Annotated in this window: 20 protein-coding genes, 1 tRNA gene and 1 pseudogene; 13 read left to right on the top strand and 9 right to left on the bottom strand. The window is 42.9% G+C overall.

The genetic code is table 11. The features are described from left to right. Window positions 1–2: 2 nt before the first annotated feature. The 3 genes from nrfA to DBK98_RS06090 form a co-directional block, all read right to left on the bottom strand. Entirely contained in the window at window positions 3–1484 is a 1482-nt protein-coding gene (gene nrfA / locus DBK98_RS06100; protein ID WP_005811939.1) for an ammonia-forming cytochrome c nitrite reductase, read from the bottom strand. 25 nt (window positions 1485–1509) lie between these two features. Further along, complete coding sequence (nrfH, locus tag DBK98_RS06095) at window positions 1510–2097, bottom strand: cytochrome c nitrite reductase small subunit (protein WP_005779097.1); 588 nt, start codon at window positions 2095–2097, stop codon at window positions 1510–1512. Between the two features lie 138 nt (window positions 2098–2235). Then, window positions 2236–2739: a pyridoxamine 5'-phosphate oxidase family protein gene (locus DBK98_RS06090; RefSeq protein WP_005811941.1), complete on the bottom strand. Its 504-nt coding sequence runs from the start codon at window positions 2737–2739 to the stop codon at window positions 2236–2238. 84 nt (window positions 2740–2823) lie between these two features. On the opposite strand from DBK98_RS06090, the gene DBK98_RS06085 reads away from it, so the two are divergent. The 3 genes from DBK98_RS06085 (at window position 2824) to DBK98_RS06075 (ending at window position 5992) form a co-directional block, all read left to right on the top strand. Continuing rightward, window positions 2824–4521, top strand: a complete 1698-nt coding sequence (locus DBK98_RS06085) for a lipopolysaccharide assembly protein LapB (protein WP_005811943.1) — start codon at window positions 2824–2826, stop codon at window positions 4519–4521. Between the two features lie 148 nt (window positions 4522–4669). Beyond that, window positions 4670–5050, top strand: a complete 381-nt coding sequence (locus DBK98_RS06080) for a DUF3244 domain-containing protein (RefSeq protein WP_005811944.1) — start codon at window positions 4670–4672, stop codon at window positions 5048–5050. A 60-nt stretch (window positions 5051–5110) separates the two neighbouring features. Further along, the gene (locus DBK98_RS06075; RefSeq protein ID WP_005811945.1) at window positions 5111–5992 is read left to right on the top strand and encodes a hypothetical protein; all 882 of its coding nucleotides are present in this window, start codon (window positions 5111–5113) and stop codon (window positions 5990–5992) included. Between the two features lie 93 nt (window positions 5993–6085). On the opposite strand, the gene DBK98_RS06070 is transcribed toward DBK98_RS06075, so the two are convergent. Both DBK98_RS06070 and DBK98_RS06065 read right to left on the bottom strand, forming a co-directional pair. Then, window positions 6086–6667: an FKBP-type peptidyl-prolyl cis-trans isomerase gene (locus DBK98_RS06070; RefSeq protein ID WP_005811946.1), complete on the bottom strand. Its 582-nt coding sequence runs from the start codon at window positions 6665–6667 to the stop codon at window positions 6086–6088. 11 nt (window positions 6668–6678) lie between these two features. Beyond that, window positions 6679–8220: a glycine--tRNA ligase gene (locus tag DBK98_RS06065; RefSeq protein WP_005779103.1), complete on the bottom strand. Its 1542-nt coding sequence runs from the start codon at window positions 8218–8220 to the stop codon at window positions 6679–6681. A 184-nt stretch (window positions 8221–8404) separates the two neighbouring features. Here DBK98_RS06065 and DBK98_RS06060 point away from each other — a divergent pair, with 184 nt between their 5' ends. Genes DBK98_RS06060 through DBK98_RS06050 form a run of 3 tightly spaced genes read left to right on the top strand, consistent with a single transcriptional unit; the run spans window position 8405 to window position 12993 of the window. Further along, entirely contained in the window at window positions 8405–11053 is a 2649-nt protein-coding gene (locus tag DBK98_RS06060) for a DNA gyrase/topoisomerase IV subunit A (RefSeq protein ID WP_005811947.1), read from the top strand. Window positions 11054–11110: 57 nt separating this feature from the next. Next, complete coding sequence (locus tag DBK98_RS06055; protein ID WP_229066957.1) at window positions 11111–11947, top strand: DUF3316 domain-containing protein; 837 nt, start codon at window positions 11111–11113, stop codon at window positions 11945–11947. Window positions 11948–11961: 14 nt separating this feature from the next. Further along, window positions 11962–12993, top strand: coding sequence for a S41 family peptidase (locus DBK98_RS06050; protein WP_005811948.1), 1032 nt, complete (start codon window positions 11962–11964; stop codon window positions 12991–12993). Between the two features lie 76 nt (window positions 12994–13069). Here the strand turns inward: DBK98_RS06050 and DBK98_RS06045 are convergent, their stop codons facing one another. Both DBK98_RS06045 and DBK98_RS06040 read right to left on the bottom strand, forming a co-directional pair. After that, entirely contained in the window at window positions 13070–14557 is a 1488-nt protein-coding gene (locus tag DBK98_RS06045) for a RagB/SusD family nutrient uptake outer membrane protein (RefSeq protein WP_005811949.1), read from the bottom strand. A 29-nt stretch (window positions 14558–14586) separates the two neighbouring features. Next, complete coding sequence (locus tag DBK98_RS06040; protein ID WP_032536768.1) at window positions 14587–17646, bottom strand: TonB-dependent receptor; 3060 nt, start codon at window positions 17644–17646, stop codon at window positions 14587–14589. Window positions 17647–17987: 341 nt separating this feature from the next. Here DBK98_RS06040 and DBK98_RS06035 point away from each other — a divergent pair. From DBK98_RS06035 to DBK98_RS23160, 5 genes and pseudogenes are all read left to right on the top strand, one after another. Further along, window positions 17988–18069 (top strand) — tRNA-Leu (locus DBK98_RS06035). Between the two features lie 57 nt (window positions 18070–18126). Further along, window positions 18127–18766, top strand: a pseudogene (locus tag DBK98_RS23560) (topoisomerase C-terminal repeat-containing protein); the annotation flags it as partial. Further along, window positions 18763–19230: a hypothetical protein gene (locus tag DBK98_RS06025; RefSeq protein WP_005811956.1), complete on the top strand. Its 468-nt coding sequence runs from the start codon at window positions 18763–18765 to the stop codon at window positions 19228–19230. The pseudogene DBK98_RS23560 and the gene DBK98_RS06025, both read left to right, overlap by 4 nt. Window positions 19231–19418: 188 nt before the next feature. Next, window positions 19419–20012, top strand: coding sequence for an Abi family protein (locus tag DBK98_RS06020; protein WP_005811957.1), 594 nt, complete (start codon window positions 19419–19421; stop codon window positions 20010–20012). Further along, window positions 20012–20230, top strand: coding sequence for a hypothetical protein (locus tag DBK98_RS23160; protein WP_005811958.1), 219 nt, complete (start codon window positions 20012–20014; stop codon window positions 20228–20230). Before DBK98_RS06020 ends, DBK98_RS23160 begins: the two co-directional genes overlap by 1 nt. A gap of 836 nt (window positions 20231–21066) precedes the next feature. On the opposite strand, the gene DBK98_RS06015 is transcribed toward DBK98_RS23160, so the two are convergent. After that, entirely contained in the window at window positions 21067–21420 is a 354-nt protein-coding gene (locus DBK98_RS06015) for a hypothetical protein (protein WP_005779117.1), read from the bottom strand. 761 nt (window positions 21421–22181) lie between these two features. Beyond that, the gene (locus DBK98_RS06010) at window positions 22182–22454 is read right to left on the bottom strand and encodes a hypothetical protein (RefSeq protein WP_005811959.1); all 273 of its coding nucleotides are present in this window, start codon (window positions 22452–22454) and stop codon (window positions 22182–22184) included. A 313-nt stretch (window positions 22455–22767) separates the two neighbouring features. Here DBK98_RS06010 and DBK98_RS06005 point away from each other — a divergent pair, with 313 nt between their 5' ends. Together DBK98_RS06005 and DBK98_RS06000 are read left to right on the top strand one after the other, a co-directional pair. Then, window positions 22768–23139, top strand: coding sequence for a type II toxin-antitoxin system RelE/ParE family toxin (locus DBK98_RS06005; RefSeq protein ID WP_005811961.1), 372 nt, complete (start codon window positions 22768–22770; stop codon window positions 23137–23139). Further along, on the top strand, window positions 23121–23411 hold the full coding sequence (locus DBK98_RS06000; protein WP_005811962.1) for a helix-turn-helix domain-containing protein: 291 nt from the start codon (window positions 23121–23123) through the stop codon (window positions 23409–23411). The genes DBK98_RS06005 and DBK98_RS06000 overlap by 19 nt, the downstream gene beginning before the upstream one ends. The last annotated feature ends 66 nt before the right edge of the window (window positions 23412–23477 follow it).

Below are 23477 nucleotides of genomic sequence, written 5' to 3'. Positions count from 1 at the left end.
GTTTACAGTTTAGCCAGACGACCGTTAGCCTTCGCTTTCTCCAACCATTCGGGTACTACTGTTTTCAGGAATTTATCTTTCGCTTCACGCTCTTTCTGCATATCGAGACCGATATACTGCTGCGCTTTCTCTTTAGTCGAAATATCAGGCATCGGCACATCGGCTGTATAGCCATGCTGAGCCAACACTTTTGAGATGGCAAGACGGGCCTGCAAAGCTTTATCAAGTCCGTGTCCCAGAATGCGCTGTATCTCTTGCGGAGCATGGAACGCACCACCGTGTGAAGCCACACCGAAATCCCATCTCCACTGGGCCTGGCGGATCAACTTCAACGCCTCTGCCATCTGAGTATCCGTCGCACCTTTATCCCAGGCGAATTTAGCTTCAATATGCGCTTTAGCCAACTCCTGTTCCAGACGGCCACGAATTTCATTCGCTTTACGCTGACGGTCATATACATTATTCCGCAATGTCTCTTCGCTCTCACGATGACAAACCTGACAAGTCCGGTCGATCATAGCTAACGGACTCTGAATGTGGTGATCGCTGAATTTCATGCCTCCCTCGCTTTTGTAGGGCATATGACAATCGGCGCACGACACTCCGCGTTGGGCATGAATTCCCATCTGAGAAATCTCGTAATCCGGATGTTGTGCTTTCAGTATACGGGCTTTGCTCAGTGCATGTGTATAATCGGCAAAGTCGGCCTCGTCATAGTAGGCTTCCATATCTTCTACCGAAAATCCTTTATCCCAAGGGAAAGTCAGGTATTTGCCATCTCCCTTGAAATAATATTCCACGTGGCATTGTGCGCATACCAACGAACGCATTTCCTGCGGAGTCGCTTTATCGATATCTTTCCCCTGACGGGCAAATGCCTCGCGCAAAGCCGGACGGCTAATATGAAGTTTCATATTCGTCGGTTCATGACAATCGGCGCAACCTATCGGATTGACGATCTCACTACCGAAAGCTCCCCACTTATTATTATAGAACGAATCCACTCCAATAGCTTCCATCATGCGAGGAACGTCCGGACTCTTACAAGTCCAGCAGGTAGAAGGTTGCGGCCCGCTTTTATCATCCATCGGCGCACCGGTACGGAGTGAATGTGTAATGTCCTCAATAGCATGCATATGTCCCCTCGGAGTCGAATAATCTTTTGAGAATGCATAGCCGGCCCAAAGCACCACCATCTCGGGACGTTGTGCAAGTACATCTACCGCTTCGTTACCGTTAAATTCACTCTTGAAATCGGTCTTAGCCGTTTCTTTCCATGTTTCATACTCACGTGGGTAGTTATCCCCAAACACTTCGTTTCGTGGTTCTATTCCGGTAATTTCCACCCGTTTGTTATTGAAAACGCTTACCGTCTCTGCCCGGCGTTCCATCAGCGCCGAGACAACAAGCCCAAGCACAAAAACGACTACCATCGCTCCGCAGAACAACAACCATCCTTGCCATGATTTCAGTTTCTTTTCCATAATTCTGTTATCTTGATTTTCTATATTATTCGATCATTTTTTTCAACCATTCCGGTGTAGGAGAATCCGGATAAGGGACTAACGCATTAGGAGTGGATGCGACACTGTTACTTCCTCCATGCGGTACGTCCCGATGACAGTCCCAACAAGCTTTCCCTTCACCTACCTGAGACATCATATAATCTATCCGTCCTGTACTTACAAATTCAGTGTTCAGCTGTGTATGACAACGAATACAATTATTCATAATCACCTCCGAGCTTTCACCATTGGCACGAACCACATCTTTTTCTCCATGGGTGAGGAATACGGCAACATGACGCATACCGTCCATTCCCTTGAATACCCATTTCTTCACTGCATTTTCGTGTGGAACATGACAGTCATTGCATGTAGCATTCCTGCTATGCGAACTATGAAACCACGTCGCATAATACGGTCCCATGATATGGCAATTAACACAAGCAGCCGGATCATCGGTCAGATAGGTATGTGCCCGAAGCATATAAAGGGTCAGAGCCCCTCCACCTACAATAACACCTGTTATAATGATCGCAAGTACTCTCCACTTACGCGAAGGGAGTAACCATTGGATATATTCTTTTACCTTCATAGTATGTATGCTATGTATTTATGCAAAGAAAGGGATTTCCATTTAAAAAGAATGTAATCCAGATTACATTTGCGAAAGAAAAATAACCCATGCTAAAAAAATAAAAGATAAACAAAGGAGAGATAAGGCAGGGGCTTCTTAATAATCCGGACAGGGCTGATTCATTTTCTTACACTTACCGGATATTGTTTTAATAACAAGTTTCAAGACGTGGGTACGGTGAAAAGACTTTTCCATATACTTCAACCCCACCTTTTTATCTTCCGGAGAATATTTATCAAGCAGAAGTTCCAATGCCTTTCGCTTCTCAGTTTCTTCTAACTGACAAATCATAGTCCCGTTAATCACGATACTTTCATACTCGGTACTAAATTGATTGGAAACAACGCGCGTGCGTCCTACCACGCAAAACGATGCCTGATTACAGTCTTGAAGTATACAAAGCTTACGCCCTTCGGGAGCACAATGAAAATAGATAGACTGTTGTTTATCCCATACATAATTAATGGGAATGCCATAAACACCTTCTTCAGGTGAAGAAATAGATAACACTCCGTATTCTCCATTTTCAAGTAAACTCATTGCTTCGTCTTCCGATAAAAGGCGGTCCTTCCGTCGGATTAAATCGTTGATATATTCCATTCTATCAAAATTTAAAAAGTAATATCAATTATTATTTTTACAAAATTTGTTACCTTTACCTTCCGAATAAGCAAAAATATAAAGATGAGACAATATTTACTAAATATAATACTGTTATTTTTAGGATTCACTATCATTTATTCTTGTTCACAGCATCAACAAATAAACAGAACCATCTTTCTGGCAGATTCCATTATGGAATATCAACCCGATAGTGCGTTTAAATTATTAAAAACAATAAATCAAACAGATTTATCTGTTTCAGAAAACGCAAAATACGCATTATTATTAGCACAAGCACAGGATAAAACCGGCTATCAATTAATCAACGATTCATTAATTTTGATTGCTATAAACCATTATGATCACTTATCAAAAGACAACAATAAAGCAAAAGCATACTTTTATTTAGGACGATTTTATCAAAACAATAATGATTATGCAAAAGCCATTAACTCATATCTCATTGCAGAAAAAGCAACATCAGACCATGACACATTATTAACTTTGATATACGATAATTTGGGTACATGCTATAAAAGCCAGGATTTTTATGACAAAGCTTTAGAAGTATATAAAGACGCATACTACATTTATAAACAATACAATAGCAAGAATATCCTATATCCACTTCGAGGAATGGCAAGCATATATGCTATTCAAGAACAGTTTGAGAAAGCTCTTAAATATTATCAAACAGCTCTCACCATTGCATCAAGTACCAATGACTCTACATGGCAGTCTATCGTATTTTGTGATATTTCCCGGATTTATGACAATGAAAACCTCTATGAAGCGGCATATAGTTATATAGTACGCTCTATTCAATATGCTCCACGCAGTAGCGATCTATCTGCCATGTATTTTTGGAAAGGAGAAATATTACACAATCTGAATCAATTGGATTCTGCTTTTTACTATATCAATTTAGCTAAAAAAAGTTCAGACTTAAATACACAGGCATCGGCATACCAAGCTCTATATGAAATAAAAAAAGAACAAGGAGAATTAAATGATGCAATTCTATACAATGACACGTCTCTCATTCTATATGATTCTATACAAAATTTAAACCATAGTGCAGAAATAAGTCACATACTAAAGCAACATGCGACAGAGACATTACAACAGGCCGAAGTTATAAAACGGCAAAAGCATGCAGCTTTTCTTATTGTAACTACATTATTACTCATTGCGTGTATCACATTTATCTTTCTTTATAAAGATAATAAAAGAAAAAAAGTATACATTAAAATACAATGTGAATTAAGAAATAACCAAATAGAGAAAGATGAATTAAAAGAGAAAATCAAAACGCTGATTGATAGTAATACATATATTGCGGAAAGGAATAAAGAATTGAAAAAAGAAGAACTAAAGCAGCAACAAGTTGAATTATGGAAAAGAACACTTCAAATATGTACACGACTGTTTCATACTTCCACATCATATAAAAAATTACATGCAATAGAAACAGCCAAATTTAAAAAAGGAAAAGAAGAAAAACAGAAAGAAATTAATTCCATACAGAAAGAGATAAACGAAGTTTTCATCGAAGCAATTCAGGATTTACGAGAACAATATCCAAAACTAACACAAGAAGACCTCTTCTATTGCATTCTACAATATTTGCGTCTATCTACCTCTACAATCAAATTTTGTATGAGAGTTGAAAGTAACCAGGCACTCACCCAAAGAAAGTATCGCATAAAAAAACAAATCAGTCCCCAGACTTTTTCTATAATTTTTAATGAGAACTCTCCTTCAGAAGGAATTTTATGACCTTTTATCATACGGTTCCTCCTCCTTGTTATATCAAAATTCATAAACAGCTGATTATCAGTGATCATAAATCCTTCAATTGTTATCTCACATCAGTATCATCACTTGGGCATTGGACTATCTTTGCAGAAACATAAATTCATTTATCATGAAAAAGTTAACCTGTCTAATTACCCTATTCTTATTCATTAGTGTTGGCTATATAAATGCAGAAACAATGGCCTCAAGAAAGAAAATTAAAATGAAAGTAGAAACTCAGCACCATCAACGTTCTCTGCCCCCACCTTGTCCCGCAGAAGCTTTTATCTGTGGAAATACGGTTGATCTTATTTTCAGAGAAATAAATAAAACTGCAGTTGTCACAATTATGAATTTAGATACGGGAGAAGCCATTCATTACAATGTTTCAACAAACGATTGTAGTATCTCTATAGATTTAGGCAACAATCAAAGTGAATCAAACTATAATATTGAATTAATACTGGATAACAGAGCATATACCGGAGAATTTACAACAAATGAAATCTGAGATTTTATTTTTAAATAATAACAAGCTCTTTCTCTCAAAGAGCATAAATCTTTATTATATATGAAAACCATATCTAAATTATTTTTGCTATTTTCAATTATTCTACTTTCATCATGTGATGAAACAGAATTGGATCAAACGGTGACTAATCAAGTAAATCCGCAAAAAGAAGAAGATTCCAGAATTGTATTCAATAGTGCAAAAGAGTTTTATAACACCCTTGACACACTATCTTACATGACTTATGAAGAACAAACAGAATGGGTTCGTGCCTCGGGTATTAAATATCCGCTATATACAGACCTTGAATTTTGCGAAGATGAAATCATGGCAGAAATGCCGAGAGCATTTCAAGCACTATTCAACCATAAAATGGAAATGCAAATAAATGATACCATAATTGCATTTGAAAAAGGAAATATGTACGTGAAATCAATTAAAGGAAAGACATTGACTGTCCCACTTTTATATGGGCAAGTAGGAGTTAACCAAGAAGAATCAGAAATAACAACAAGAGCGATATACAAAACACAATATGGAAAGATTGGGACATCATATCAACATGAATTTAAAATACCAGGATCCAAATTCAGATACAAATATGTCCATGAACTTAAATCGGTCATTATTCGCGAAAACCTCCCACCCCATACCACATGGAGTAATCTTTTCTTGGTTTTAAAGTTAGAATGGAAAGGTAAGAAGAAATGGAAAGTTGCAGAAAAAGAAGAAAGGAACATCTCCATAAACTTCAATGTGTGTAAACGTAACTTAGGAAAAGTAAAACTCAATCAAGAGATCCGCATAGACGTTCAAAACACAACCTCCCAATCGCACTCCATAAATATAGAAGGTTATATTATTCATGAAGTAGTCGGAATACCAAGCACTAAAATGTATAATGGATGGAGTTACCCATTAGTAGAATGGCAACCTCAATAAAAAGTCTGCCACACAGTAAGAATATCATAAAACAAACCCTAAAATAACCTCTCCTGATTATTGCATTAATAATCAGGAGAGATTAATCATATCCTATTCATTTACAATTTTTTGTAATTGTATATCGAAAATCAAAGTCGAATATCCTGGAATATCTCTATCCCCTTTTTCACCATACCCCATTTCATAAGGCAAATATATAGTCCAGTGTTGTCCTACACGCATCCGTTGTAGAGTCTCTCCCCAACCACTAATGACAGATATATACTTTGAAGTTTGTGTAGTACTCTTAAATGGATCTACATAACACTTCAAAGGTACATCAAAGTCAAGATTCGGCTGACTACCAGTAAAATTACCATCAAAAGATTCCCCAAAAATATAATAACCACGATAGAATACTTCGACAGAATCCGTATAAAGAGGTTTATCGCCCAATTGTCTATCAGCAGGTGTTTTATCTTTATAGTAAATTCGCAACTTAGGATTTATTTCCGGTGCAAAAGCTTTCAGCTCGGGATCCTTCTTGTCATCAAATACCGTCTTCAAAGAATCAATATATCCTTCATTACGTGCCCTCCAATTATCAAACTTTGTAGCTTCTTTCGTCTCTTCACAAGAAACAAAGATAAGGGCCAGTAACAGCAACGGTAATAAATAGATTTTTTTGTTCATTCGCTAAAGAGTTATTGGATTGTTTTCAACAACGAGGTAATACTTACCCGGTCGGCAATGATATTATTCAATTCAGAGATTGCCACACGTTCCTGCTCCATAGTGTCGCGATTACGCAGTGTCACACAATTGTCTTCCAATGTCTGATGGTCAACAGTCACACAGTACGGAGTACCGATGGCATCCTGACGACGGTAGCGTTTACCGATACTGTCTTTTTCATCATACTGACAATGGAAGTGGAACTTAAGATTGTCAATGATCTCACGAGCCTTTTCAGGCAGTCCGTCTTTCTTTACCAACGGCATTACAGCCAACTTCACAGGTGCCAATGCGGCAGGCAATTTCAATACGATACGACTTTCACCGTTCTCCAGCTGTTCTTCACAATAAGCGGCAGACATAATGCTGAGGAACATACGATCGACACCGATCGAAGTTTCGATTACGTACGGAGTGTACGATTCATTCAACTCGGGATCAAAATATTTAATGCTCTTTCCGGAGAACTTCTCGTGCTGGGAAAGATCAAAATTAGTACGAGAGTGAATACCTTCTACTTCTTTGAAACCGAATGGCATCAGGAACTCAATATCGGTGGCGGCATTCGCGTAGTGAGCCAATTTATCGTGATCGTGGAAACGATAATGATCATCGCCAAAACCAAGTGCCTTGTGCCACTTCAAACGAATTTCTTTCCATTTCTTGAAATATTCCAATTCGCTGCCCGGACGAACGAAGAACTGCATCTCCATCTGTTCGAACTCACGCATGCGGAAGATAAACTGACGGGCTACAATTTCGTTACGGAAAGCTTTACCGATCTGTGCAATACCAAAAGGAACTTTCATACGACCGGTCTTCTGTACATTCAGGTAGTTTACGAAAATACCTTGCGCGGTTTCCGGACGAAGATAAATTTTCATGGCTCCATCGGCAGTAGACCCCATATCGGTAGAAAACATCAGATTAAACTGGCGGACTTCCGTCCAGTTCTTGGTCCCGGAAATAGGACATGCTATTTCTTCGTCGATAATGATCTGGCGAAGTTCTTCCAGATTGTTATCATTCAGTGCTTTTGCAAAACGTTCGTGCAATGCATCACGCTTTGCCTGATGTTCAAGAACACGGCCATTCGTGCTGCGGAATTGGGCTTCATCGAAAGCTTCGCCAAATCTCTTGGCAGCCTTGGCTACTTCCTTATTAATTTTATCGTCGTACTTAGCCAGTTGATCCTCGATCAGTACATCGGCACGATAGCGTTTTTTAGAGTCTTTGTTGTCAATCAACGGATCATTGAATGCATCCACATGTCCGGAAGCCTTCCAGATGGTAGGGTGCATAAAGATTGCAGAGTCAATGCCGACAATGTTTTCGTGCAGCAGCACCATGCTGTCCCACCAGTATTTTTTAATATTGTTTTTCAGTTCAACACCCATCTGTCCGTAGTCATACACTGCGCCCAATCCGTCGTAGATATCGCTTGAGGGGAACACAAAACCGTATTCTTTGCAATGTGATACTAACTTCTTAAAAACATCTTCTTGTGCCATCGTCTTATTTTCAATTTAGTCATTTACAATTTACATTTCATACATCTGCCTGTAAGCCAGACTCAGAAATAATCTGCAAAGTAAATGATTTTTTTCAATTAAATTCGTATTTTTGCCTGCACATCACCCAATAATGATGTAAAAAAGATAATTTGTTGTTAAAACCAGAGGGAAATTTGATTTTATGAGCGAAGAGAACAACGAGATTACGGAAGGACATTCTGACTATAAGCCGGCGGACTCACATAACGAAAGCATTAAACATCAACTTACAGGAATGTACCAGAACTGGTTTCTGGACTATGCTTCATACGTTATCCTCGAGCGAGCCGTGCCCCATATCAATGACGGACTGAAACCGGTGCAACGCCGCATCCTGCACTCCATGAAACGCATGGATGATGGACGGTATAACAAGGTGGCTAACATTGTAGGACATACGATGCAGTTTCACCCCCATGGCGATGCATCTATTGGTGACGCATTGGTACAGTTGGGACAGAAAGACTTATTGGTCGACTGCCAGGGTAACTGGGGTAATATCCTCACCGGTGACGGTGCGGCCGCTCCCCGTTATATCGAAGCACGCCTGTCAAAGTTTGCACTCGATGTAGTGTTCAACCCTAAAACAACCGAATGGAAACTGTCGTATGACGGACGAAACAAAGAACCTATCACCTTGCCGGTGAAGTTCCCACTTTTGCTGGCACAAGGAGTGGAAGGTATCGCCGTAGGACTTTCATCCAAGATCTTACCACATAACTTCAACGAACTTTGCGACGCTTCCATCAGTTACCTGCGAAACGAAGAGTTCAAACTATATCCCGACTTCCAGACCGGAGGTTCTATTGACGTGTCGAAATACAACGACGGTGAACGCGGTGGAGCAGTAAAGATACGGTCTAAAATCAATAAAGTAGACAATAAAACACTCGCCATTACCGAAATTCCTTATGGCAGGACTACGACTTCGGTCATCGACTCCATCCTGAAAGCCGTCGACAAAGGAAAAATAAAGATACGCAAGGTAGACGACAACACAGCAGCCAACGTAGAGATCCTTGTCCATCTGGCTCCGGGCACTTCATCGGACAAAACAATCGATGCCCTCTATGCTTTTACGGATTGCGAAGTAAGCATCTCGCCCAACTGTTGTGTGATTGATGATCAGAAGCCTCACTTCCTCACCATCAGCCACGTCCTGAGAAAATCTGCCGACAATACATTGTCCCTGCTTCGCCAGGAACTGGAAATCAAGAAAGACGAACTACAGGAAAGCCTGCATTTCGCTTCTCTTGAAAAGATATTCATTGAAGAGCGCATTTATAAAGATAAAGAGTTCGAACAGTCTAAAGATATGGATGCCGCCTGCGCACACATCGACGAACGGTTGACTCCTTTCTATTCGCAATTCATACGTGAAGTGACGAAAGAAGACATCCTCCGCCTGATGGAAATCAAGATGGGACGTATCCTGAAGTTCAATTCCGACAAGGCGGAAGAGGCTATTGCCCGCATGAACGAAGACATTGCCGAGATCAACAATCATCTGGCCAACATCGTGGAGTACACCATCCAATGGTACCGGATGCTTAAAGATAAATATGGGAAAAACTTCCCCCGACGTACTGAGTTGCGCAACTTCGACACCATTGAAGCCGCCAAAGTGGTGGAAGCCAACGAAAAGCTCTATATCAACCGTGAAGAAGGCTTCATCGGAACGTCATTAAAGAAAGACGAATTCGTGGCATGCTGTTCGGACATCGATGATGTGATCATCTTCTACCGGGACGGGCGTTACATGGTCACTCCCGTAGCCGACAAAAAGTTTGTGGGCAAAAACGTAATCTACGTCAATGTATTTAAGAAGAATGACAAACGCACCATCTACAACGTAGCCTACCGCGACGGTGCAGAAGGAACACACTATATCAAACGGTTTGCAGTCACTTCCATCGTACGCGACCGTGAATACGACGTGACACAAGGTAAACCCGATTCACGCATTTCTTATTTCAGTGCCAACCCCAATGGTGAAGCTGAAATCATCAAGGTCACCTTGAAACCTAATCCTCGTGTACGCCGCATCATCTTCGAGCGTGATTTCAGTGAAGTGACCATTCGCAGCCGACAAAGTCAGGGCGTCATTCTGACACGTCTGCCGGTACACAAAATTGTATTGAAACAACGGGGAGGCTCTACACTGGGCGGACGTAAAGTATGGTTCGACCGCGATGTGCTCCGCCTCAATTACGACGGCCGGGGTGAATATTTGGGTGAGTTCCAGAGCGACGACAGCATCCTTGTTGTGCTGAACACCGGAGAGTTCTATACCTCAAACTTCGATCTCAGCAATCACTACGAAGATAATGTGAGTATCGTCGAGAAGTTCGATGCCAACAAGATATGGACGGCTGCGCTTTATGATGCCGACCAACAGAACTATCCGTACCTGAAACGTTTCTGCTTCGAAGCCACTGCCCGCAAGCAGAACTATCTGGGTGAGAACAAACATAACCGCCTGATTTTACTGACGGATGAGTATTACCCAAGATTGGAGATCATCTTCGGAGGTCACGACAATTTCCGCGAACCTGTTGTCATTGATGCCGAAGAATTCATTGCCGTCAAAGGTTTTAAGGCCAAAGGGAAACGTCTCACTACTTATACAGTAGAGACCATCAACGAACTGGAACCGACCCGTTTCCCGGATCCGCCACAAACCACGGATGATGAAAACACGGATGAAGAACCGGAAAATCTGGACCCGGACAATGGTAAAACAGAAAACGACATACTCGATGAAATGACCGGACAGATGAAGCTGTTTTAGCACAAGTCCAAGATAAAACTGCGTATGAAAGTAAATACAAGTATATTGCTATTATTAATGATAGCAATCGCTCTCCCTTCTTTTGGAGGGAACGGAAATGGTAACGGCACAGACTCACTTCAAGCTACCCGCTATGTGACACGTGCCACCATGTACGGTGTGGGATACACCAATGTATTCGACACCTATCTTTCTCCGCAGGAATATAAAGGTATCGAATTTCGTATCTCACGCGAAACAATGCGTATGACCGCCTGGGGCGATGGCAATGTCTCGGTACAGAACTTTTTCCAGGCAAACCTGGCATATACTCACAACCGGGTAGATAACAACAATACATTTGCCGGATTAGTGAATTGGAACTATGGACTGCACTATCAGTTCCGCATAACAGACAACTTTAAGCTGCTTGCCGGAGGAATGGGAGATTTCAACGGCGGCTTTGTCTACAATCTGCGCAATACCAACAATCCGGCCTCAGCACGTGCTTACATCAACCTGGACGCTTCGGGAATGGCCATCTGGCATACAAAAATAAAAAATTATCCGTTGGCATTACGTTACCAGGTTAATCTTCCGGTAATAGGGCTCATGTTCTCTCCCCATTACGGGCAATCTTACTACGAAATATTCACACTCGGACACGCCAGTGGCGTAGTCCGTTTTACTTCTCTGCATAATCAGCCGGCGTTACGACAGATGATATCAGTCGACTTTCCAATCAGATATACCAAAATGCGCCTTAGCTATTTGTGTGATCTCCAACAATCCAAACTGAACGGAATCAAAACACATACTTATTCACAAGTTTTCATGGTGGGATTTGTACACGATCTGTTCCGTATCCGAAATAAGAACGGAACTCCCCTGCCACCTGCCGTCAGAGCCTATTAAAACAGAAGTGAATCATGAAGAATCCTCCTATCCATAGTATCCTGCAACAAAGCTTCTGCCTGATTTTCTTTCTGGCTCTCCTCTCTTCCTGTATCCGGGAAGAAGAGTATGCCAACGATCCACAAGGAAACTTTGAGCAGTTATGGAAAATCATCGACCGGCAATATTGCTTTCTCGATTACAAACAAATCGACTGGGATGATATCTATACCCAATATCAAAAACGTATTACCCCGAATATGAGCAACGAAGGGCTGTTCGAAGTTCTGAGTGAAATGCTTTATGAATTGCAGGACGGGCATGTCAATCTGGCTTCGGCACACAACGTGTCTTACTACGACGCCTGGTATCAGGATTATCCCCGTAACTTCCGTGCAGACCTGGTTGAAGATTCTTATCTGGGCCGTGCCAGTACGGACTATCGTACGGCAGCAGGCCTCAAATATAAGATACTGAAAGACAACATCGGCTATATACGGTATGAAAGCTTTGCCGACCCGATTGGCAACGGCAACTTGGACGAAGTGCTCTCCTACCTGGCCATATGCAATGGACTAATTATCGATGTGCGCGATAATGGTGGTGGAAACGCGACAAATTCCGCCCGCATCGCTTCCCGATTCACTAACGAAAAGGTTCTGACAGGATACATCTGCCATAAAACAGGAACCGGACACAACGACTTCTCTAAACCCTATGCCATCTATCTGGAACCGGCCAATGGGGTACGCTGGCAAAAGAAAGCAGTCGTGTTGACCAATCGCCGTTCTTTCAGCGCAACCAACGATTTTGTCAACCACATGCGTTGCCTGCCTAATGTCACCATCATCGGAGATAAAACCGGAGGAGGATCGGGTATGCCCTTTACCTCCGAATTACCCAACGGGTGGAGCGTACGTTTCTCTGCCAGCCCTCACTTCGATGCACAGATGAAGCACATCGAGTTCGGCATTGAACCGGACATTAAGGTAGATATGCTGCAAGAAGACGAAATGAGAGGAAAAGATACACTGATAGAGATCGCCCGCAGATTCCTCAGTGAATAACTGTCTGGTGTCTCACAACATGCCGGTTCGAGCCTTGTCATCCGAAAAACCGGTATATCTCACCTCCCAGAAAGCATTAACGCGGATTCTGCACCATATTCGGATTAGCATCTATCTCCGCCTGCGGAATAGGTAATGCTACCCGCGGATCAGACGGAGCAATAACCGCAGCAGCAGCTACAGAAGGCAAATGCCAACCACCGGTACGATTTACAGACAAACCATTTCGCATGGCATCAAAGAAAGCATGTCCCTCTCCTACCAATTCCTTACGGCGCTCTTTCAAGATACGCTCCAGGCTCAACTCCGATTCTGTCACGCACTTCGCCGGATTAGCACGGCTCACGATGGCATTAAGACAATCCAAAGAAAATTTCAGATTTTCTGCTCCCCCCAACTTAAAGGCAGCTTCGGCAGCATTCAGGTAAACTTCGGAGAGGCGGATTATACAAATGTCATTATCCTGCGGATTATCCCCCGTCTTACCCGGATATTTATTCAGATATTTAGGATGACCCTTGGAACCTTCGGGCAATAGGTCCTCTTCCGGTTTCTCCGGCAAACGATTCAATGAATGACGCACATCATCCGGATCTTCTCCCAACAGATCGAGGAATGCTTTGGTCAGTACAAGGTTGTTCCAATCCTTCACATTATCGGCATAAACCATCGGAGCACCTTCACCTCCCGTTCCGCCATCAGGCTCGGAAAGAGTGTAGTAAAACTCAAACAGTGACTCAGAATTGAAGTCTTTTCCCCATACAGTAGGATATTCATCGTGTGTGAACAACTGATACAATCCACCGTTATTCATCACTTCCTTGGCCAATGCGAGAGCCTTTTCATTATCATTCATATAAAGATATACCCGTGAAAGTAATGCTTTGACACTCCACACATTAAGATAACCGTTTTTCTTATCAGCGGAAAGTGCCGAGAGTTTCAGTGCACCTGTCATATCGTCTATCACCTGCTGATAGCATTCGGCCACCGTATTGCGGGCAGGCTGGTGAGTAGGCAAAGTTGTTTTAATCTCAATAGGTACTCCCAAAGAAGTACCATTGTTCAAGGTATAGGGCATAGCAAACAGACGGGTGAGATCGAACAAAGCCAGTCCACGCAAAGCAAGCGCTTCAGCTTTGATACAGTTGAGAGCCACAGCATCATCGGTAACCACCGCACCGGATTCTATTCTTTCCAGCAGACTATTTGCCTGATGAATGACACTATAAGGCTGATTCCATACACGGGTAATATTCAAGGCATCATCTGCCGTGACATTGAACTCATAATAAGGTGATACACGTTTTCCGGCTCCCTTGCTGACACGTGCTTGAACATCTTCACCACGGCAATCGGCATAATAGAGATAATTATCACCATAATAACTATGTGAAGCGGCAATGCGATAAATGCCGTTCAAAGCTATTTGTGCTTCCTCAAGTGTACGGATGGCTTGCGGAGTAGTCACAGAGGTAGATGGATTTAAATTCAGCCAGTCGCCGGAACAAGAAGAACCCACAAGCGACATAGCGGCAAACATGTATATAAGTGTACGTTTCATATATCTGAATATTAATAATGATGAATGATTTAGAAAGTTATCTCAACCCCAAAATTGAAGGTACGCATGGGAGGAGCCTCACAGAACACCTCACCATTAACCGGTACTTCAGGATCATACTGTTTCCATTTGGCCCATGTCAGCAGATTACTTCCTGAGAAGTAGACACGTGCATTCTCTATCAGTGCCTTTTGTACCCATCTGCTGGGAAGTGTGAAACCGAGTGTCAGGTTCTTGAGGCGGATGTGATCGGTACTGTGAATATAGCGGGATGAATTTTGTGGACCGGCTCCCTGTTCCAATACAAAACGAGGCACATCAGTTCTATCTCCCGGCTTCTGCCAACGGTCCAAAGCATATACAGGCAGGTTGTATGACTTTTCTTTGCTGCCGTCGGTTTCTATCAGAGTACCTGTCTTGTCAAAAGAATATCCTCCCAACGAATAGGTAAAGGTAAGTCCCAGATCAAACCACTTATAAGAAATGATGTTAGTGAACCCTCCCGATATCTTAGGATCAGCAGATTTATACGGAATAGCTTGTGCTTTAGAAGCATCGTCAGTCATCTCTCTATTATAATTCCCCTGTTCATCTTGTGTATTGAGATAATAAAGAGCTTTCCCGGTCGACGGGTCTACTCCGGCAAACTCTTTCACGTAGAAACTATTGTAAGGAAGACCTATTTTATGAATAAACCAGGAGCCCTCGACAGATTGCTTTATATCTCCGTCCAGTGCCACGATTTTATTACGGTTATGTGTTAAATTCAGCACCGATGTCCAGTTGAAGTCAGGACCGGCAAAGTTAATCGTGCGCAGTTCGAACTCCACCCCTTTGTTGTTGAGCTGACCGATGTTTGCAAGATAGTTCAGGAAACCGGTAGTAGAACTGATAGGGCGATTATAAAGCAAGTCCTTTGTATCGCGGTTGTAGTATTCGAGATTCACAAAGATACGGTCAATAAAAGTCAGGCTAAGCCCAATATTCAGATTATAGTTCTTTTCCCATTTCAGTTTGGGATTGGCTTGGGCAGACTCGTATGAACCTGCTGCCCCCATGTAGTTCTGCCCGTAGCTGTATAGCCCCATATATCCGTAAAAAGCTCCCGGCTGATTCCCATTGACACCATAAGAAGCACGGATTTTTACATCATTCAATACCGGCTTCACAGCCTCCATAAAAGGTTCACTGCTCAGATGCCACATACCGGAAACAGACCAGAAGTCTCCCCACCGGCTTTCCGGAGCAAGACGTGAACTGCCATCGCGGCGATAACTACCTGCAATGTAATAACGATTATCGTAATCATAGTTCAAACGGGACAGGTAAGAAATCATTCTGTATGCCTGTGTAGAAGAAACAAAGCTCTTCAGCACAGCGGCATTATCCGGCTCAAGCAACACATCCGAGGGGAGTTTAGCCTTCTCTCCCATAGCTTTATCACTCTGATAGCTTTCCAGTTCATAGGCAGCCAAAATATCAAGGTGATGTTTAGCGGCAAATGTATGGGTATAGTTGAGTGAAGTAGACGACAATAGCTTACCATATTCGGTAAACCCCTTTGAGGTCTGAGCATCACTTCCGCTCTTGGGACCTGCCCCGCTAAGCGGATTCAAATAGCGGGAATCTTTCTGCACAGTATAGTCATAGCTCAGAGTCTCTTTCAGTTTCAATCCTTTGATGATATCTACCGAAGCATAACCGGTGGAGAACATACGTGTCATACGACTGCGGTTATAGTCGGTACGGATGTCACGAAGCGGATTCACATTGGTACCTATGTAAGACCCCACATAGTTGCCCGAAGCGTCACGCACAGGCATAGAAGGTGTGGCAGACACAGCAACACAAAGGAAGGGATTGATATTGGAACCGCGCTCCTCGTTCATCTCCTGACTTATTTGGGTGAACATCATGTTACCTCCTACCTCGACACGGCTACCTATTTTATGTGTCATGTTCAGGCGGGCAGAGTAACGGTCCAGATTAGAATTCTCGACCAGACCTTCCTGACGGTTAAAGCCGAGAGAAGCATAAAAAGTAGTTCGCTCGTTACCTCCGGAAGCCGTCACCTCGTAGTTTTGATTATGAGCGGTTCGGATCAGTTCTTTCCTCCAGTCCGTATATCCCAGTTCCGGTATCCCTGCATATGTATCAATATTGGCGTTTGCATATGCTTCGGGAGATTGAGGTCCCTTGTCTACTGCAGAGTTGTAAAGACCTTCATAAATCATTTCACGGCGTTGTTCACCGTTCAATGTGGGACGGAAGTTGACAGCTGCATTAGAAAAGCCTCCGCTGGCGCTCAAAGTAACTTTAGTCCGCCCTACCGTTCCTTTTTTGGTAGTGATCAGAATCACCCCGTTCGCGGCACGCGAACCGTAAAGAGAAGCGGCGGCGGCATCCTTTATCACTGTAATATTCTCGATATCGGCAGGATTAAGAGTACTCATCACATTTGTTTTCGCATTGTTCATATAGGCAGCATCGGCCCCCGTACCGGCTCCCATACTGCCGGAAGTGACCGGTATACCGTCAATCACAAAAAGAGGTTCATTGGATGCATTGAATGAACCCATACCACGGATACGGATACTCTGATTAGCTCCTGGCTGGCCGGAACCGGAAGTAATATTTACCCCCGTGGTCATACCTTGCAACTTCTGTTCTACAGAAAGTACCGGTACGTTTTTCAGCATGTCGGCCCGTAAGGTGTTAGCTGATCCGGTAAAGGATGACTTTGAAAAATTTCCGTATCCGGTCACCACAACTTCATCCAGATTAAGTGATTCGGGCTGCAACACCACATTCAAGACTCCATTCCTCGGCACTTTGACCTCAGACGATTTCATTCCTATATAGGATATGACAAGGATTTTATCTGATGGTTCTATTTTCAGAGTGTAACGGCCGTCCATATCCGTTACCACTCCCCTTCCCGGTACCCCTTTTACGGCAACCGTAGCTCCGATAAGCGGCTGTTTATCCTCCGATGACGTCACTAAACCTTTTATTTCCAACTGTTGTGCTTGCACATGTATACCACACATACACAACAAGATAATCAACACTGTTTTCAAACTTCTCATTGGCTAATCATTTTAAATCTACAAATACCTATTTGCACTTGTACTCCAATAATTGTACCTCAAAAGTATTGATGAAATCAATAAAGTCTAAACATCAGTAAATAAGAGTATTAAATATTCAAGAAAAGCTAAAAATGAAAAGAAGGGTTGTAGAACTGCTCCACAAAGATGTGGAACTATTCTACAACCCTCTTGACAAGAGCCCCTGAGAGGAAAAGCTACATTGATAGAGATCGCCCGCAGATTCCCCGGTAAATAACTTTATTGCTTATAAATTTGTAAAATCGGAAAAAGTATCTATCTTTGCAGCGCAAAACTCCAAACGAGTGAGCATTTAGTGAGCGGATGTGGCGTAATTGGTAGCCGCGCCAGACTTAGGATCTGGTGTCTCGCGACGTGTAGGTTCGAGTCCTATCATCCGCACAAACTTTCAATGTTGTAAAAAAGCCTGCTAAAACAATTGTTTTGGCAGGCTTTTTCTTTAACCCGCAGACCTACTACCAGATCAAGGTCACAGCGGAAAAGAACGGCATCCCGTTCTCCGCACTCTCCGAACATAAGTACGAAACCCTTCCGGCAGCAAACACCGCCCTTAGTGCCGTAACCGCCACAAGTACGGTCACAGTTGCCGAAGCCCGGTGCAAGGAGGTCAGCCAAGAACTGCCGCAGCGTGGACGCCGGGAAAGTCACTGACCACCACGCCCTGATTATCACCGAATGTCTGCCCGGCGAACTATCGGACGACGAACGCAAAATCTACGATATGGTTGCCGCCCAGATCACCGAAGAACTTTTGCAGGTGCAGGTATCGGTTACGGACGGTGAACGTCTCCCTTGCCCCAAATGCCAGTCCGGGCGTATCCTCTTCTATCCGAAAGTCGCCAAGTGTAGCAACGTGGATTGTGGGCTGACCGTTTTCCGCAGCAAAGGCGAGAAGCAACTCACGGATAATCAGATTGCCGACCTTGTAATCAAAGGCAAAACGTCCCTTATCAAAGGCTTTAAGAACAAGGACGGCAAAACTTTCGATGCGCACGTTACCTTCGACAAGGACTTCCGCACCGTGTACGAGTTCCCGCCCCGCACGGACAAGGCAAAAGGAAAGGGCGGCAGACGATGAACGGCTGGTTATCCGTGGAAGAAACCGCCCGTATCTGTGGAACGGACGTGCAGCGCATCACTCTTTGGATGAATAGCAACCACATCGCTTTTGCCCGTTTCGATACCGTCCTGATGACCGACAGCACATCCCTTTTCGCCCTTTTCGAGCGTAACCGGGTAGATACCATCTATGACGATATGCAGACGGAGAAAGGACGGGGCAGACCGGGCAAACACCGCAGGCTGTTAGACACCCCGCTGGATGATTTCGGCTTGTCGCAACGCATCGTCAGGGCTTGCCGTGAACTAAGCCTGTTCACGGTCGAACATCTGCTTATCCACCTGAAACGGTTCCGCTTCGCCCGCCTGTACTGTGTCCGCAATTTCGGCAGCCAGGCGGCGAACGAAGTTCTCTTGCGCTTGCGCAGGGACGGGCTGATAGATGGGGGCGGCAGCCGGGATTTTAAGGTATTACATCCGTGATGCACAATTAAGTTACGGGTGTTCGGGGCAGAAAACCCCGTACACCCGTATAACCCCTATAAAATCAAAATAAATATGGCAAGTGTTTTGTATTTCAAGAGAATAGTTTTACCTTTGCAGCAACATGCTTACCCCGCTTCCCGTCAGATCAGCGCGCTCAGGGTAAGCCTTTTATTTTTTATACCCCTATGACTAAAATTCCTTATCCCAAACAACTCATATCTTTTCCGGATCAGATTGCTTTGCTCAAACAGCGTGGGCTTGTTTTCACAGACGAAACCAAAGCCTTGCACCTGCTACGCAATATCAGTTATTACCGTTTGAGCGGCTACTGGTATCCTTTGCTGGCAGACAAGCAAAAACATTTGTTCAAGCCCGGCAGTACATTCGATGCCGCTTACAATATCTATAAGTTTGATAGCGAGCTTCGCAAGCTGATTATTACGGAACTGGAAAAGATCGAAGTGGCTGTACGCACACAGACCGCCTATATACTCTCTTCCCAATGGGATGGATATTGGTTTGCCGATGCTTCCCATTTTAACAATCCGGTACGTCACGCCAAGATATTGTCAAAGATAGATGAAGAGTACCAGCGCAGTGACGAGGAATTTGTCACTACTTTCAAATCCAAGTATTCCGATCCTTTTCCGCCAAGTTGGATAACAATGGAGATAACTTCTTTCGGTACATTGTCGATTCTATACAATAATCTGCTTCCCGGAAGGGCAAAGCGGAGCATTGCGGCTTATGGAATCGGACACTTAGCATCCGCCCGTTAATGCCCCGTTCACCACGCAAACCCTTTGTCACGCTTTCGGCGAATGGCACACAGCAGGTTTATTTCATATTGAGCATGACCGTTTATCTGCTGGATATAATCAATCCGAACCACTCGTTTGTCGAAAGGTTCAAGGATTTGCTTTCCCGCTATCCTTCGATAGATGTCCGTGCGATGGGCTTTCCGGCTGGTTGGGAAAACGAGGATATTTGGAAATAGGCCACAATGTTGCCTAAATTATGGGTAAATAAGGTATAACCATTTCTCTGTATGCTCCAATCCGCTATGTCCTAAAAGGCTGGCTACGGTTTTTACGCTGATCCGAAAAATACAAACACAAAATCGGTGACTAATTCGGTGCCATAATTTGTTTTCTTTCCCCTCTCATACAAAAAAAACATTCCGATCTTCCATCTTCCACCTTTCAACACCTATCTATTTAATATACAATATGATATAGTGGTGGAAGATAGCGTTTTCAGCCCATTCATCTTCCACCCTCATCTTCCATCTTCCACCCGCCGGTTTAGAGATATATCAGAATATAATCCACTGATTTACAACAGAAAGAAGTTCACTTTTCAAGTAAAAATATCGTTTAGAGCATTTTGTTTTCCTTTAATGTTTAACCGAAAATGGTATACTATTTATCTCAGCCCGCATACCTGGGCCCATGAGCCCCGATGCCCGGGCTGATGAGCCCTGCTACCCGGGCCCATAGGCCCGGGTAGCAGGGCTGAGATAAAGAAGCATAGATTCATCATAAAACACTTAGATACAACCCATTAAAGAGTTTATATTTTAAGATACCAACTGCCTTGTTTCTTCCCGATTCTTACTTGATATTGATTTGAGAACTCACTAACCTGACCGATAATCTATCTTAAGGTTAAACCCAATAGCGTCACTTAGTCTGATAATTGCAAAGCAAAAAGAGAACCGCTGTCCTCCGGGGGGATAGAGTGACAGCGGTTCGGCGAGCTAACTGGTTAGGTGAGCAGAATTTAGATTCAAGGCCAATTATAAAAGAGAATTTATTATGAAAAATCAAAGTACTATAGCCCGTCTATAATGACAGATGTTCTGTGGTAACGGCTCTTTTTGCACATTTGGTTGATTCGGGGTTTATATTTAGAAGTAGCATAGGCATAACTTGGGTTGACTTTCAAGCGAGAATATTTCACTTTGTGGATTTCCAAAAGAAGTTCGGCCACATAGACAATCACTTCTGAACGTTCGGCAATGCAGGGGGAACAGAAACTTTCTAAATATTCATAATCCCGGGTAGAGAGTGTATAATGCAGAATCTTTTTACCTCGCTGAAAAATATATTCCAACTTATACCAACCGCTTGCGTTGGTTTTGCGTCGATGGAAATACAGAATTTTGATAGTAGATTGTTCGCCCATAATTCAAACGTAAATCGGGCAGGGAAAAATGAACGGCCCTGCTGACCCGCTTGCGTTATGTAATTTCGATGCAGAGCAAGGAAAAGCATATGCTAACCCATTACGGTATTAGTCCCGGGGGCAGAGCCGTTTTTATCCAGAAACTGTAGGCATATAAAATTATACACCTACAGTTAGTGTAAAACAAAGAAATGCAGTCCCTTTATTCTACATCAAAAAAATCACATAACGCATTACAAAGATGGTGATTATTTCTGAAATACCATAGCAAACGGACGAAAAAAGTACAATGAAACACTTTTATTGATAGGATTGTTTACTGAGCGCCATTAGTATAGGGTGATTTAACGAAAATAGAACGGCTCTGCTGACCCGTTTAAACTATCAAACTTTCAATGCCAAGGCAAGAAAGAAAAATATGCCGACCCATTACAGTATCAGGCACGGGAGCAGAACCGTTTATCTAAAGTTTTTAAATAGTCGTCTCTCAGCAGCCGCCAAGTAACCGGCAAGGCCTACACTGCTGGAAACATACAAAGGTGCACATAATTTCCGGTATCACCAGCGCAGCCCCTACACATTTTTTTCCTTTTTTCTTAAACATCCATCCGGACACAGACGGGCAGCCAGCAATGAATTTCGACAGAAAATACCGCACGACGCAGGAGCGCAGGATATTTTGTGCTGAAATAGCGTAGCGGTCATTGATGGATGAACGGCTGCGATCTATCTTTGTGCATGAAAAGAGGAAAAATACCCCTCTATCGGTTTCCGTCATTTTCCGGGTTAAAGATGTAGTTGTATTCGCTGATCGTCATACAGTCAAACGGCGGTTCGGGTTTGAGTAGTGTCCGGCTGGGTTTAATCTGAGTTTGATTGTTGTGTATGGTTTCGTCTACTATACTTTGATATTGCCGGATGATTTTTTGTTGTTCTACAATGGCGTATATACCGATGATCCATGTACTGATCACAAAGAAATAAGCGACTTTACGCGGTAGCCCGAAGAAGTTTTGTTTGTCGTAATTTTCCATATAGCAGATTTAAAACCGGGACGTGCCCGTATTAGTGAATATAATTCTCAGAGAGGGAAGCGGCATCAACCCAGCAAAGCAATTATAAACCTAAACGGACACGTTTATTGTGTGTAGTAAGGATACAACACAACCAGTCCGTTTAGTCGTTGCTTTGCTTGGAAAAAATTGCCGCTTTTTCTCAGAGCTTTGACTAAACGCGATAAAAACAAAGTGCCCTCTCGGTAGAGAGCACGGAACAAAGATACATAAAAATTTGTAATTACTGAACTTTCTGCTTGCTTATGTGTCATTTATACATTACCTTTGCGTAATGGAAAAAGTAAGGAAGGTTACTACGTATAAAGGATACTTTGAGGATTTTTTCGGGAAACAGTCACGAAAAGTCCAAGAAAAGATAGCCAAAATATTAAGTTTAATAGAATCCGTAGAACGTATTCCGACAATGTATCTTAAATATATGGAAGGCACTGACGGATTGTTTGAGATACGTGTTTCCCTGGGTAGTGATATATTCCGGGTATTTTGTTTTTTTGATGATGGGAAGTTAGTTGTGTTACTTTCGGGCTTTCAAAAAAAGACACAACGAACCCCTAAAAGAGAGATTGACAGAGCTGTCCGATTGATGGCTGAGTATTATGCAGAAAAAAAAGAGGAGGGAAAGAAATGGAGCTCAAATCATTAGACCAAATTAAAGACGAGTATTTCGGTGTAAAAGGTACACCAGATCGTGATCGTTTTGAACGTGAGTTGGAAGCTTTGTGTATTGGCGTTCAAATCCGCAATGCCCGTCAGAAGAAAGAAATGACGCAGGCACAACTGGCCGAGCGCATTGATAAAAAGCGTACGTTTATCTCTAAAGTAGAGAATGACGGAGGTAACTTGACACTAAAAACCCTGATAGATATAGTTGAACGGGGGCTTGGCGGTAAGCTGAATATCGAAGTACAAATTTAAACGGTTTCGCCCGGGTGATGAAAATATCACCCGGGCGAATTGTTTATGGCCGGTCCATTCAAGGAG

The sequence above is a fragment of the Bacteroides sp. PHL 2737 genome, assembly GCF_004115325.2.
Taxonomy (GTDB): Bacteria; Bacteroidota; Bacteroidia; order Bacteroidales; family Bacteroidaceae; genus Bacteroides; species Bacteroides hominis.
The sequence above is the reverse complement of the archived record's forward strand: the minus strand, read 5'-3'. Positions and strand labels throughout refer to the sequence as shown.